Annotated in this window: 8 protein-coding genes; all 8 read right to left on the reverse strand. The window is 38.7% G+C overall.

The genetic code is table 11. The features are described 5' to 3' along the window. Position 1: 1 nt before the first annotated feature. The 8 genes from ACEN92_RS12350 to ACEN92_RS12385 all read right to left on the reverse strand — a co-directional run bounded on the left by ACEN92_RS12350 (position 2) and on the right by ACEN92_RS12385 (position 15,172). Positions 2–2,746 (reverse strand): glycoside hydrolase family 78 protein, encoded by a 2,745-nt coding sequence (locus tag ACEN92_RS12350; RefSeq protein WP_495638668.1) that lies wholly within the window; start codon positions 2,744–2,746, stop codon positions 2–4. A gap of 79 nt (positions 2,747–2,825) precedes the next feature. Then, complete coding sequence (locus ACEN92_RS12355) at positions 2,826–4,700, reverse strand: six-hairpin glycosidase (protein ID WP_495638669.1); 1,875 nt, start codon at positions 4,698–4,700, stop codon at positions 2,826–2,828. A gap of 58 nt (positions 4,701–4,758) precedes the next feature. Continuing rightward, positions 4,759–5,676, reverse strand: coding sequence for a glycoside hydrolase family 43 protein (locus ACEN92_RS12360; RefSeq protein ID WP_495638670.1), 918 nt, complete (start codon positions 5,674–5,676; stop codon positions 4,759–4,761). 276 nt (positions 5,677–5,952) lie between these two features. Beyond that, a complete protein-coding gene (locus ACEN92_RS12365; RefSeq protein ID WP_495638671.1) occupies positions 5,953–7,521 on the reverse strand; it encodes a glycoside hydrolase family 28 protein in 1,569 nt (522 codons plus the stop codon). A gap of 205 nt (positions 7,522–7,726) precedes the next feature. Continuing rightward, on the reverse strand, positions 7,727–9,121 hold the full coding sequence (locus ACEN92_RS12370; RefSeq protein WP_495638672.1) for a glycoside hydrolase family 140 protein: 1,395 nt from the start codon (positions 9,119–9,121) through the stop codon (positions 7,727–7,729). Positions 9,122–9,193: 72 nt separating this feature from the next. Continuing rightward, complete coding sequence (locus ACEN92_RS12375; protein WP_495638673.1) at positions 9,194–12,295, reverse strand: DUF6298 domain-containing protein; 3,102 nt, start codon at positions 12,293–12,295, stop codon at positions 9,194–9,196. 434 nt (positions 12,296–12,729) lie between these two features. Continuing rightward, positions 12,730–13,404 carry a DUF3826 domain-containing protein gene (locus ACEN92_RS12380; RefSeq protein ID WP_495638674.1) on the reverse strand — a complete coding sequence of 225 codons (675 nt, stop codon included), beginning with the start codon at positions 13,402–13,404 and terminating at the stop codon, positions 12,730–12,732. 64 nt (positions 13,405–13,468) lie between these two features. Beyond that, the gene (locus ACEN92_RS12385) at positions 13,469–15,172 is read right to left on the reverse strand and encodes a polysaccharide lyase (protein ID WP_495638675.1); all 1,704 of its coding nucleotides are present in this window, start codon (positions 15,170–15,172) and stop codon (positions 13,469–13,471) included. Positions 15,173–15,208: the final 36 nt, after the last annotated feature.

The following is a 15,208-nucleotide window of genomic DNA, read 5'->3' on the forward strand; positions in this document are numbered from 1 at the left end:
CTTATAATTTGCATTCAATTGTATATTTTCCTGAGCCTAATTTCAAATCTTTAGTCGGTTTCCCGTTGACTTTTATCTCTGAATTCTTTGCGATTGGCAATTTTATGGTCGCTGATGTATTCGCAGGAATCTCTACTTTCAGGATTAATTTTCCGTCTTTTTTCTCCCAGGCCGAAGCAATATTTCCGTAAATAGATTTGTACGTTGCTTTTACAAAAGTCATATCGCCCACGATTTCCGGCTGAATAAAGAAATGTTTGAAACCCGGATTTTGATCGTCGGGAACAATTCCGGCTAAACTTTGATAGAACCATTCTTCGATTTGTCCCATCATAAAGTGATTCCACGAGTTTCCTTTTCGCGGATCCCATTGTTCGGTTAAAGTTGTTAATCCGAATTTTATCTGAAAACCATAACCCGGTGCATCGTAATGATTGTTCATTTTATACATCGTTTCGTTTTCGCCGTTTCGTGCCAAAGCCTGAAATAAATAACGGTTTCCAACATCGCCTGTGGTTAGTCGATCGCCTTTGGCTTTGATATCGGCCAATAAATTCTGCATTACGGCTTGTTTGTATTGCGGTTCTACGATATCCATAAAAACAGGAACGGCGTTACTGAACTGACTGCTGGTTCCGTATTGTTTGGTTTCTGAATTAAAAAACTCCTTATTGAAAGCGTTTTTAATATCCGAAGTCAAGGTTTCGTATTTCGAAATATCTTCCGTTTTATTGAATAGTTTTGCCGCTTTTGCAACTAAACTCGCTCCATAAAAATAATGAGAAGTTGCCGAAAGTGCAATCGGACTGTTTTTAGAATATCCTGCTGCATGTGTTCCGTAATCGTACCAATCGCCCAATCCGTGAGAAACGATATGATTGGTGGCTTTGGTTCCCAAATAATCGACATACTTTTTCATTACCGGATAATATTTCTCAATTAATGAAGCATCGCCGTAATATTCGTAATACATCCACGGTAGAATCACACCTGTAACTCCCCATTCCGGTGAATCGGTAAAGTCGCCTCCAAAAACTACATATTCCGGAACGATGGTCGGAATTAATCCGTTGTCACGTTGCGAATCTTCAATGTTCCGCATCGTTGCCGGAATAAAACTTTCCAGATTGTAATTGAACATCAATCCAGGTCCGTTTAAATGAATTTCTTCCAGCCAGCCCAATTTTTCGCGTTGCGGGCAATCGGTGAAAACACTTTGAAAATTACTTTTTATAGCATTGTTAATCAACAAATGCGTTTTATTGAAAATATCATTGGACGATTCAAAAGTTCCTGCTTCACCAGCCGAATTGTAAATGAAATTTGATTTTAAATCTACTAATGTTGGCAGATTTTCATCTTTGTTTTCCTTATAATTGATGTTCTCAATCTGCACATATTGAAAACCGTAATAACTAAATTTCGGTTGCCATTCTTCAATGCCTTCTCCTTTCAGCGTATAATCGTAATAATACGGTTTTCCGGTTTTTCCCTGTCCGACAGTTCCGTCTTCATTCAGGCTTTCGCCTACCCAAACCCGAATGGTCTGTCCTTTCTTTCCTTTGACTTTTATGGTGGTAAATCCCGAAAGATTTTGTCCCATATTGAAAACAAAAAAGTTAGGTTTCCGTTCTTTTGCTTCCTTAACCTCGCATTGTTTTTGGATTGTAATTGGTGTTGTAATCTGTAGTCTCAAAACACCTTTTGGGGCTTCCTGAACAATTACTTTTTTCCAATTATTATCATTGAATCCAGTTTCATTCCAGCCTTTTTGTTCTAAATTGGCATTGTAATCTTCGCCTCCAAAAATACTGTTGTACGTGATTGGGCTTTTGCTGTATTTCCAGCTTTCATCTGATTGTATAATGTTTTCGGAACCGTCTTTATAAATGACTTTCATTTTGAAAAACAAAGTCGGCGGACCAAAACTTACATAAAATTTCGAATAGCGTTCAGCAAGCGTATTGTACATTCCGTTTCCTAATAGAACGCCGATTACATTTTCGCCTTTTTGAAATTGATCAGCGGTTAATTCATAGGTATTGAAATTGACGGTTTTGTCGTAATCTGTCCATAAAGGGGCAAACTCGCTATTGCCGATTTTCTTTCCATTAATGGTTAGTTCATAATGTCCCAAACCGGAAATATACACTACGGCTTCTTTGATTTCCTTGTTAACCGAAAAAGGTTTGCGAAGCATAATACTTCTGCGGGACAACGAGTCAGAAGCATTGATTAAAGCGTCTTTTTTCTGTCTGTTGAAAGTGGCGGTGTGGTAATTTCTGCCTTCCGGTAAATGACTGTCGGCTTTGGTAATCGCACCAATCCAGATTGGATTTAATGTGGAGGGTGCAATTCTGAAAGAAGCTGTTTTGCTCCAATTGGAAGATTTGTCTTTTTGATTCCAGACTTTGACTTTCCAAAAGTATTTGGATTCGGTTTTTAACGGATTTCCGCTGTATGTGATTTGAAGATTTTTGTTGGAAACTACTTTTCCGCTGTTCCAGATATCGCCTTCGTTTTTCTTCAATTTTTCTTCTGATGAAGCAACTAAAATCTGATACGCCGATTGTGTAACATTCTGTTCTTTTGAAACCAATTGCCAGCTTAATCTTGGTTGGTTAGTGTTAACTGCCAATGGGTTTTCTGTCATTTCGCATCTTAAATGCTCAGCAGAAATTTGTCCATTCGAAATGAAAGTTATCAGAAGACAAAAGAGGAATACTATTTTTTTTAAATTCTTCATGTTTTGTTTTTAGCACGCAGATTCAGCAGATTAGGCAGATTTTATTTTGTGAATTTTTAAATATTTCAATCTTTTAATCTTAAAATTTCTTAGTAACCAATGATTTAATATTAAAAACAGCTTCTGGGATTAATTTTCCAGTATCCGGTAAATCCGTGAAATCTGGAGTATCAGGTTCTGTGTCTGCATTTGGTGTGTAACGCTGATCGCCTGTGCGGAACATTATTCTTGAAATTCCATCAACCGGAGCATAGAATATTTTGTTGGTTTCTTTACCGTCATTCACTTTCACAGTGTACGAACGGGAAGTTACATCCAATTTGACTGTTATCGTATAATCTTTTCCTGCTTCATATTTACCAATTCCGCCGTGACGGGCTCCGTGTTTTACTTTTATTTCTCCATCCGAATCGAAAACGATGCGAATTGCAGGCAATCCTTGTTTGTTTTGGAATTCTACTTGCAATAATCCGTGATTATTTTGTTCGGGTTTTACGGTAAAAGTGGCTTCCATTTTTTGTGCAAACGGAATCACACGCTCCGCTCTTGAATAATCAAAAAAGTCCTGATCTCTTAAGGTCAGCCATTTTTTGCCGTCTGTTTTCTTTTCTATTTTGGTCGATGCCCAGGACAAATCATAGGTGTTCCATAATTTTAATTCTTCGCCGTTTGGCAAATCGTTGAAAACATCATTGGCGTTTTCTTTTACTTCGCTGGTCACAGGAACCGGTACCGAAGCCACCCAGATATCTTCTTTGTTGACGCTGTAACTTACCCAAAGTTTTCCGTCTGGAGGAGTTCCATCTCCTTCGTTTATTCCACGAACGTATTGCGGTCCGGCCGATTTGTAGTTTCCTCCGTAGCGCATCGGGCTTACTTCTCCGTGAACCAATAATAAATCTTTGTAATTCAGTCCGTCATCAGAAGTTGAAATTGCCAATGGCCAACGGTATTCTGATGGATTATAAACGGTTGCATAGCGATTATCTGAGGTTTTTTGTCCCCAGATTTTGGCGTTGCTGTTTACAAATCCAGGTGCTCTCAACGGAGTATATTCCCAGGTTTTTCCGTTGTCTTTACTTAAGGATGTTAAGGCAAATTTCCATAAACCGACTACGTTTCCGTTTGGCAAATGGTAATAATTGAACGCTTTGTATTGTTTTTTTAATGGAATTAAAGCATCATCACGATCAGCTTCTTCTACCCATTGTTGCATTAGTAAAGGTTTTGACATCAGTTCATCGCAGGCTTTGATGAATTTTTTGTCTTTGCTTTTGGTATAAAATGGGAAAGTTGTTGGCAACGGGTTTCCGGTTTTATTGTATCGGATAAAATAAATTGGACCATACGTTCCGTCTTTATAAATTTCTCTAACTACACGCCCAATTCCTTTTCCATCATTCGGGTCGTCTTTTTTGTCTAAGGCAACTCCGTAATAACCGGTTGCCAGCAATCTGTTGTCGGATGAAACATAAAAGCCCATACGCTGGTGCATAATCGCATCGATGTTTTTGGCAACGCCTTCTACTCCTTCTTTTTTGAATCCGTCAGGAACGTGATAAATAGGGAAAAGCACCGCTGGTTTTGTCCAGGTTACTCCATCTTTGGAAGTCATTATAAAAGTCTGGCTTGGCGGAATGTGTTCTCCGGACGGATCACTCAAATAATGCAAGTAAAAGGTATTGTTCCAATACGCCATCATTGGCTGATGGTTGTACGTCCAGCCAAATCCGTCTGCTTTTTCCAGATGTTCACGGCTCGCACGCATAATTTGGGTAGCGTGAACTCCAACCGCTGGACTTAATTGCCCGTGGTGGTAATCGATATTGGAAAGTGTTTTGCCTGTGTATCGTACGGTGTCATTTTGTGCCAATGCAGAGTTTACAGCTCCGCAAGTCAACAAGATTGCTGATGCGGTTGCGATATTGGTTTTTATGTTTTTAAATGCAATCATTGTTATTTTATTTATGTCACGACCTCAGGGTTATGAATCCTGCGATCGAGTAAATCCATTATTTTTTTTCAATTAATCCTTTTAGAACGTCTTCGGAAATAGTTGTAATCGTTCCGTGTTTGTGTCCTTCGGGAAGGGATATTTTTGAGGAAACATCTTCGAATTTTACAAAATCGGAAGTGCTTAAGGCTTTGTAATTTTTGGATCCGTAATTGTCATAATACAACAGCCATTTTTTACCGACTTTTACAACTGTTGGTCCTTCTGATAAATATTCGGTTAAGGGTTTTGACCTTTTTTCGAATGGTCCTAATGGCGATTTTCCGAAAGCGACTTCTATGTTACGCATCGGTCTGGTGTTGTCTTTTAGAACTAAAACGTACTCCTTTTTGCCTTTTTTTACAATTACACAATCGATGACACTGAAACCTGGATCGTAATATAATTTGGTATCCGAAAAGGTTTTGAAATCTTTGGTGGTTACGTAATACATTCTGTGGTTGTTTTTCTCGTCTTCTACGCCTTTTTCGAATCGGAATGGGATTGTGGAAGCCCAGATAATGATGTATTCTTTTTTGACATCGTCATAAAAAATTTCGGGCGCCCACACGTTTACGACTTCAGGCTCGTGTTTCATCACGGGAATGTATTCCTGTTTTGACCAATGAATCAGGTCTTTGGAACTGGCGTATCCAAATCCGTTTCCGCCTTTCCAGTCGGTTGTCCAGACCATGTGATAGGTTCCGTCTGCGCCTTTGGTGATGGAGGGATCACGCATTATTTTGCTGGCTCCAATTTCGGGTTTCAGGAATGAGCCTTCAAGTCCTTTCCAGTTGTAGCCGTCTTCGCTGTAGGCCAGGTACAAACCTTCTGTCGCAGGTTCCCGGAAAGATGTGAACAGATACAATTCTTTCTTTTTCTGGGAGTAGCTTACTACGAAAAGTGAAAGCGTTAATATGATGAATATCTTTTTCATTGTATGTTTGGTTTAATCTTTGTCAAAGTTTTGAACTTTGACAAAGATGTTTAAACACGAATTTTATTGTTTATACTATTCTGTTTATTATCATTTTTCTTTTGGATAATGACAAAAAAACGAAATGTACCTCTTTAGCCCCGATAGCAGTGGAAATCTCCCGATTTAGAAAAACAAGGCTTTTTTGCCATAGTTTTTCTTGATCGGGAATTGTAACGGATAGCGGGACGATGTTTCCTAAAATGCCCAATGTTTCTGCTCCTGAAAATAATTACGTTATTCTGTAATTGCTTTTTTATCCAGGTCTTTTCCTTTTTTCACAACTGTGGTCACATTGTTGAACACATTGTTTTTAAGGAAAATATTTTTGGTGTCTTTCCCGTTGGCTTCGATGAAAATATCGGTAGCGTTAAACGGAAAATTGTTGTTGATCATAATATTCGAAGCGTTGTCTATTTTGATAACCGGAACGCCTTTTATCGGTGTCGATGAACCTACGTTGTCCAGAATTAGGTTTTTGGCATCGCTGATTTTGAAAGAGGAACCCACGGTTGCATTGACTTTTACGTCGTGAAATTCGACATCGGTCGCCGTGTTTATGGTGAAGCCTTCCTTGCCGTCCATATTGATATTCGAGAACGTGATGTTCTGAATTGGCATTTCAACAATTCCGCGAACGAATCCGGCTTTGTTGACGTTTCCGCCTGTAACGTTGCTGATGTGGATGTTTCTGAAAATCGGCGTGCGCTCGGAAACGGGCTCTACGGGATTGTCTTTGTCGTAGAAAAGATCCAAAATAATGGCTTCTTCCTTGATGTTTTTCATCACGATATTGTCAACGCGAATGTCCTCTACCACTCCGCCACGACCACGAGCGGCTTTGATACGGATTCCACGATCGGTACCGTCGAAAACGCAGTTGGATATGGTGATTTTTTTGATTCCGCCCGACATTTCGCTTCCGATAACCACACCTCCGTGACCGCTTAACATTGTGCAATTTGTGATGGTAACATTTTCGGTTGCTTTCCCGTATTTACGACCGTCTGCATCACGTCCTGATTTGATGGTGATACAGTCGTCACCCACGCTGATGTGGCAGTTGGAAATGTGAACGTTGGTGCAGGACGAAGGGTTGATTCCGTCTGTGTTTGGGGAATGCGGATTGTTAATTGTGATTCCTGTTACGGTTACGTTGTCACAGAATTCAGGATTTATCGTCCAAAAAGGCGAGTTTTTGAAGGTTACGTCTTCGATTAAAATATTCTTGCAATTGTAGGCCTGGAAAAAAGAAGGACGGAAAAAGTGTTTGTCAATCGTTCTTTTATAGTAAGGCTCGTATACGATTCCTTTGTTTTGCTCGGTCCACATTTTTTGATATTTCGTTTCCGGAATTGGGCCTTTTGCGGTTTCGATTCGGTACACTTCATTCCACCACGCTTTTCCCTGCCCGTCAATTACGCCTCTTCCTTTGATGGTGATGTTTTCGACGTCTTTGGCATAAAATAATGGAGAGAATGACTGCATTACAATTCCTTCGTAACGCATTTCTACATACGGAAGGTAGTCATCGAAGTTCTCTGAAAATTTTAGAAGTGCTCCGGAATCCAAATAGATGGTGATGTTGCTTTTTAGTTTTAAAGCGCCTGTTAAATATTCTCCGGCTGGGAAAAATATGGTTCCGCCTCCGTTTTTAGATGCTTTTTCGATGGCACCCTGAATGGCTTCGGTACATTTTATTCCTTTGTTGTTTCCGCCTTCGTTGAGGATGTTTAGCCAGCCGTCATTTGCGAAAGCGGTGTTTAGTCCGGTTATGAAGAAAAGAATGATTATGATGTTTTTCATAGTTTGCGTTTTTTGTTTCTCGCAGATTTAGCAGATTGTGCGGGATTTTTTTATCTGCTTGATCTACTAAATCTGCGAGAGATATTATTCTCACTTTTGTCATCCTGACGGAGAAAGGATCTCCATTAGTAGCTCCACATGCTGAATAAACTTTGTGTTAGTTTCTTGCGGAGATCCCTCATTCCTCGGGATGACAATATTGTGGTTACTTCGAACTTAAAATTAAAACCCAGTCGTTTCCGTCTTCTTTTTTGCCGGAAGGCTGGAATTCTTTAGTTCCTTTGTTATCAAAAATCCCAATCTTTGTTTTTTCACCACTTCTTGGATTATACCATGTTGCGGTTACTTTATCTCCGGAAATTTTACCCATATTCACGGTAATTTTTCTTCCGGTATAGGTATAAATCAAAGCATAATCATTTCCTCTTGTCGCCACTTGGTAATCGTATTTTTTACCTTGATTGGCCACTAATGATTGATCCGGAACTCTTTCTAAATACGGAAATTCCAATATCAGATTTTTGATGTATACCATTTGTCCGGCTCCCGGTGCATTGATGGCGTCATTCCATAATTCTTTGTTACCGTAGGCAGGGCTGTCACCCTTTCTGAACATTTGCATTACGGCATTGTGCCCGTAAGTGTAACCTGCTCCACCTGCAAAAACGGACCAGTATCCATAACGACGTACATCACTGGCAGTCCATTTTGGCTGTAAGGTATCGTGCAGACCGTGTGGAATTCCTTCGTATGATGGTTCACCGTCAAGGGTTGGTTTGGTTGGTTTTAAGTCCCAGTCTCTTTGAACAAATTTGAAATTGTCTTCTTTGAATGAATTTTTCAAAGTATCCTGATCGTATCTTCTGTGACCGGACTGAAACATATTGAAATCCAGCCAGCTTGCATTATGAAAATTCTCTGAGGAATCGGTTCTTCCGAATGGGTGGAAAGTTACCAGCTGATCCGGATTACTGGTTTTTAAAGTACTTCCGAGTGCGTTCCAGATGTCCTGAAATTTGTCTCCGTAGGTATCGCCACCGTTCAGCCAGATTATATTGGTTCTTTTTTTATATCGATCGGCTAAAAATTTTGCATATTTTTCAACATCAGCTTTCGTTACTTTACTTTTAGCACTACTAATATTAGTTCCCCAAACCGGCACCATCGCAAGGTAGATTCCGTTTTTCTGGGCTACATCTAAAGTGTAATCTATGTGATCCCAATAATCGTATTCGGGAGCATCATTTGGATCGTTGCCGGGTGAAGTAATTTGCTGGGCCAGATTATCATTCATTAACGCCTGATCGCCATAAGCATTTACAGCATTGACATTATGCAAAACCATTACCTGAACGACATTGAATCCTTTCGCTTTTCGGTCTTCTAAATATTTAACAACGCCTTCTCTGTCCAGTTTTCCAAAAGTCAGCCAGCCTGTATCGCCTAACCAAAAGAAAGGTTTTCCATCTTCGGTAACAAAATAATGTTTGTTTTCGGAAACTTTAAGTTTTGGCAGGTTTTTGGATTGAGAAAATCCGCTTTGTGCTGTCAACATAAAGGGTAAACAAAGGGCGAATAGGTATTTAATTTTCAGCTTCATTATATTTATTTTTGCACGCAGATCCAGCAGATTTGCGCAGATTTATTTTGCTTATTCTTTATTTAACAGTCGTTAATTTTTCTTCACTACAAAAAGTACTTTTTCCTTGATTTCGGCTTGTGGAATTACGATTTTTTTTCCTCCGCTGATATTTGCTTTTTTGGTGATAGTTCCATTGGAAGCATTGATTGTGTATACTTCGAAAGTGCCTTTGTAATTTGATAAATCTATCGAAACATCCTGATCGTTTATCAGATAAAAAAGATAGGCATTGCCTTTATTTTCCAGTGTCCAAAGTGTATCTGAAAAAGTAGTTCCTTCTGCAAACTTCATACCACTCAGGGCAGAATGAAAGGCAGAAAGTTCAATTTTTGGAATATTTGCCAATGAAGCTCCGCCCATTAATGCAGCCCAGCCAAATCGTGGTGCTCCCATTGTGGAATACAGAACTGCTTTATCCGGATATTTTTCACGGTATTCGCGAACGGCACGATACACCTGGTCGTCTGTTTCTTTTCCGGTTTTGATTTTACGGGCGTGCTGGCGTGGGGCTAAATTTTTTCCGCCTTCTGGGGCATATAATGTTCCGTCTTCTCTGTAATACCAATATCTAATGTCAATTACATCAACGGTTTTGGCTCTTGTTTCATCATTTAGAATGGCATCCTGAACATCTTTTGTGGCACTTAGAGCGATTTTGGATTCGTTTTGATGTGACTTTTCATAGTTGGCTATGACATCAATCCAGAATTGCATAAAGCTTAACGGGCCTGTATATTCGGCACTTGTGAGTTGCAGAACGTTAGCGTTGTCTTTAAAGTTTTCCAGATTTTTTTCTATAAAGGCTACATGTAACTTTCTTATATCTGCATTTTTTACATCATAAAATTGTTCGGCAAGGAAAATCCTTTTGTCGCCTGCATACGGCGGTGGTTCCGGCAATCCGGTTGTGTTGATATTATTGGCCGGACGCCAAGGGGAACTTGCCCAATGTGCTCCGGCTTCTAAAATATTATGTTGAAAATAGGCTTCGTTTAATAAAATTTTATTTTTTTGACCGGCTAATTCTGCAAAGGTTTTCAATCGGTTCCAATACCAGGCGTTGTATATGGTCAAATCGTATTTGCTCAAATGATCCCAGGCAATTCCCTGTCCGCTTCTGTTGAAAGGCTGTTCGTAGAATGGTGCCCAGACATCAGCATCGATCCTGCGGATACGTTCGTGATCCGCCATTCTTTGCTCGTACCACAATCCGTAATTGTGATCGATTGCCGATTTATTGTTTTCGACTAAATAGTTTACTGTTTCTTCTAAATTATCTGTGTAGCCAACACCATAATGTCCGGGAACGAATCGGGTAATATGTGGTCTTGATTTTGCGATTTCAGATTCACGCAAACTGCCTCTCCACCACGGTACATCGACAACTTCTCCTGTAATTACTCCTTTTGAAGTGGTCAAAAATCCATTCGTTAAGGTGATTTTATCCGAGTTAGAAACAATTTCAGTATTGGATTTTACTTCGTCAATACGTTTTGCTTTACCATTATCAATCGAAATTGGATTCCTCGTTGATGCTTTAGTAATGAATTCTTTTAAAGTTTCGTTTAATTTATATGCTTCGGCTGTTAAAGCTGCTGCCTGTTCCAATGTAGGACTTGAAGAAGGTTCTGTACCCATGTCCATTATTTGGGCATCCATCGGTAATTTGCCCAAACGCTGTTCGAGCAAAGCATAAAATAAACTTCTTGGGCTGATGTGGTTGTTCACGTCTTTCCAGTGTCCGTTTCCTGCCCATTGCGCCCAGACTCCAAAAGCCCAATTGTTGGCTGTTGGCGGACTGTAATTTTCTATTTTGGATGCGGAAGTTTCCCAGATGACACTATTGGCAGCGTTCCAGCCTAAACCTCTTCCGTCCTGTTCTTTGTTTTTGAAACTGATAGCATTTCCATCAATTAAAGAAACATCGAAAAGGATTCCCGTTGCCCAGCTTCCAACAGATCCACTGAAACTATAAGGTTGATGTGATTCGCATTGTAAAAAGACATTTGGTCCAGCAGTGGCGTAACCTCCGACTACAAAATCATTGTATCCGAATTCAGAATAACATCTTTGAAATAAAGTTTGTTGTCCTTCTGTATAAAATGTATTTCTTCTAAAAGATGCAATTTCCGAAATTGGGTTCAGTGCCAGGCAATCTTCAACAGTGATTCTTTTGGCCGTTTTTAAAATTGAAACTGCACCGCCTGCAAACTGTTCAAAATTGACTTGTCGTACCCAAATATCTTCTGCATTTTCGATAGAAATTCCTGTCCATCTGTGCTGTTCGTCTTTTGGATTTGTGGTGTCATAATCAGATTTCAAAGTCAGATTTTCAATACCGACATTATTGATTCGGCCAGACCAAATGTAACTTATCACAGTTGATTTTGATAATTCTTCGTCCAAAGCATTCGTTAAAGGCGCATCAATAGTAATCTTATTTCCCTGAACTGCTATAATTTCCCTGTCGGCACGAATCACGAAATCATCGGCTTTCCAGCCAATCCATCCGCTTTCTCCTCCAAAATCATTCATTGACAAAAGATCAATCCATTTTTTAGAGATGGGTGTATTAATTACAATATAGTCTCCTTTTTTAAAGTTAGCTGCATTTTTTACTGCTAAAACAGTTGCTCCCAGTGGCGTGTAATTAGTCACTATTTCTGTTGTTTCTTTGAGAATCCGGTTGTTGATTCCACTGATATTGACAATTGCTTTTCTGTTGATTGAAGTTCCTAAAAGTACCGTTCCATTATTTCCTGAACCGCTTCCTCTTAATACAATTCCGCTTTCCTTGATATTGATTTCACCTGAAACTTTGAAGATTCCTTTGTCTAAAAGCACTGTTCCTTTAAAACCGTTTTTATCCGCTTTTAATTTGGCAACATAATTGATTGCTGTCTGAATTGTTTTTGTGGCTTCACCATCAATATGAGGTACAAAAACTTTAATGGCTACATCCGGAATAGCAACCGAAGAACCTTTGTAACCGGCAAAACAAAAATCAGGAATTTGGTTTCCTTTATTATCGGCAGTTAAAGAAAGTTTTCCTTCTTTGGATTTTGTAATATCGGGGAAATTATTCTGAGCTGTTCCTATTTGAATGCTGAAAAGCACCACGAGACCAGACAAAATTATTTTATTTTTTTGAAGAGAGATTATATTTTTTAGCTGGATGAAATTCACTTTAAAATAGTATTTGATAGATTTATTTTTATGTGATTAGACCTAACAATTTTAAAAAACTTGTCAGGTCTGAGAATTGTCAGGCTTAAATTTAAGACTTTATTGCAACAATCCTTTGATAGTTTTGCTAATGTATCGGTATTATTTTCGGTTTTTTCCAGTCGGTTTTGTTTTTTGGATAATTCCGTTAAAATACTTTTCGACATTGGTATATCCCTCTCCGTTAGAATCTTTATTGGCAATAGTCCTAACTTTTATCGATATAAAAAAAATATTTTTTAGAAATTATTGCCATCCTGACCGGAGTCGAAGGCTATTTACCTCAAAAGGGGCTTCGACTCCGCTCAGCCCGACAGCTATTTAAATTACCAATAAATTATTTAATTTTTCGCTTTAGCTTTTTCTCTTTCTTCAACACGTTTGTGCCAATCAGTACTTTCTTTGTTTAAATCATAACCTTGTTTGGATAAATAATTATTGATTCTTCCTTTGTATTTACCAAACCATCCGTGTTTTTCTTTAGATGAACCTCCGTCCATTGCGTGTTCTCTGGCTTCAACCAAAGCATTATAAATATATTCTTTTTGCTCTTTAGTCAAATTAGGCAGCATATCGTTATAACCGGCAACGGTAATAGGAAGTACGCCATAAGTCATTCCGTCTTTTACTTCGGTAATTTTAGCTTCATTCAACTGTGTTCCTAATTTCTTTAAATAAGCTTTATGCAATTTATCAATTGACTTATCCGCACTAGCTTTCAATTTTTCAATGGATGCGTTTTGTTTTTCCTTAGATAAAGTAGTATTATCTTTTACTTTTTTGATTTCGGCATCTCTTCCATCGTGAATTTTACTCAAATCGCGGAATTGTTGTGCAATAATATTGCTTACTGCTGTTTCTTTTTCTTTATTGCCCAAAGCCAGCTTCTCAACGATTTTAGTCGCTCTTTCGTTGGTCACTTTGATATATTCCGGATCTGCATACTGTTGTGCGTTGATTTTGCAAAAAGCAAACAGCAGGAACAATAGACTTAAACTTATTTTTTTTATTGACATAATTTTTAATTTTAATAAAATCTCAAGTCAAAAGTGATACGAGTTTTGACTTGAGATTTTTGAATTAATCTAATAAAGGCCTAACTAAAGTCTCCTTATTATTAGCTAGATCTTTCCAATCTACTTTTATCGCTGGGTTTACACCATTGATGTAGTCTTCAATATTAGCATAACCATCATTGTTTAAATCTCCTTTCGCATCTGAAGCATCATTTGGATTTAAACCGTATTTTTTCTCCCATTTGTCTGGCATACCGTCTTTGTCGGTATCAACATAGGGTTTTCCTTTGTATTCAGGATATCCGCCAACTTGAGAAATATCAGTTATGATTCCTTGTTTATAAGAATCTTTCGGTAAGCGTCTGTGTTCGAATTGATAGAACTCTTTTTTCTCCAATCCTTTTGCGTATTCAGGAACACCTGTCTTAACTGTTCTTACGATTCTTTCGTCTACTTTATCTCTCAATGGTAAAGTTGCTCCCACATTTTTCAGGACATACTCATAAGCTTCGTCAGCTTTCATGATTTTAGAAAACCAAGGCATTGGGAAAGGTGTGTCGCTTTTCATTTTATCGAAATAAGTTTTAGCTTCATCATACGTCATCAACTCTCCTTTTTTGTTTTCGATCTGAACACCGCCGTCCCAGTTGTCTTTGGTCACTTTTTCGTTATTGTTAACGATATTTCCAGTTACGTATGCTCTACCAAAAACCATATAAGGCAGTTTGCTTCTTCCTGATTCCGGTTTTAAAATTCTGTAGCTGATAGGCTCGTTTAAATTAGTTACCGGTCCTGGTTTGTAAAAGTTATTAATGATATTATAGTTGGCAGTGTAATCTCCACCATCTGTTGATCTGTTGTACCAGTTATAAACCACATTATTTACAAAATTGAAGATTCCATTCCAACCAATAGATGGATTTCTGCCTGCATTACTTGCCCACATATTTTTCATGAATGAACAATTTTCTCCACCTAATGTACTTCCGAAAGCATGATTGTAAGTGTCCAAAGCTTCTCCGAATAAACTGTTTTGGATTGTAATATTTACAGTCGGTTTCTTTTCGTCAGGGTAACCTGCGCCAGGGCTGTACATATGTCTGTACATAGACATATTTTCATCTAATCCCCAAGTTGCCGAAACGTGATCGATCATGATATTCCCAACAGGATTTCCTCCAATGGCATCATCACGACGGCCTACGAAAGTTTCTCCTCTACGGAAACGCATGTGTCTGATAATAACATCGTGTGTGTTGATCCAAACTGATTCTCCCGCTACGCAAATACCGTCACCAGGAGCAGTTTGCCCTGCAATAGTGATATAGGGTGCACGAATGATTAACGGACTTTTGATTTTTATAATTCCCGAAACATTAAATACTACAATTCTGGCTCCTCCTTGTTCGCATGCCTCACGCAAAGTTCCCGGTCCTCTGTCTTCAAGGCTTCTTACTATATAAACATTTCCTCCACGACCACCATAAGTGTACATACCTCCTCCTTCAGCTCCTGGAAAAGCAGGTATAGATGCCTGTGGCAAATCGTTAGGTCTTGATGCCCATGGAATAAAAGGTTTACCGTGTTTGGCTTCTTCTTCAATAATTACCAGGGCTTTTTCCCAGGCCTCGTCAGAAAGTCTGTTGGCTTCCTTGATAATTGCGTCTTGTTGTGCCTGAATCTCCGGACTTATTTTTGGGTATTGTGCAAAGCATTTTGCATTTCCCAAAATCAATAGAGATACGATTAATAATGCGGAATTTTTCATGTTAATTTTTAATTATGGTATTCGATTTAAACAAAT

The sequence above is a fragment of the Flavobacterium sp. Flavsp81 genome, from assembly GCF_059491325.1.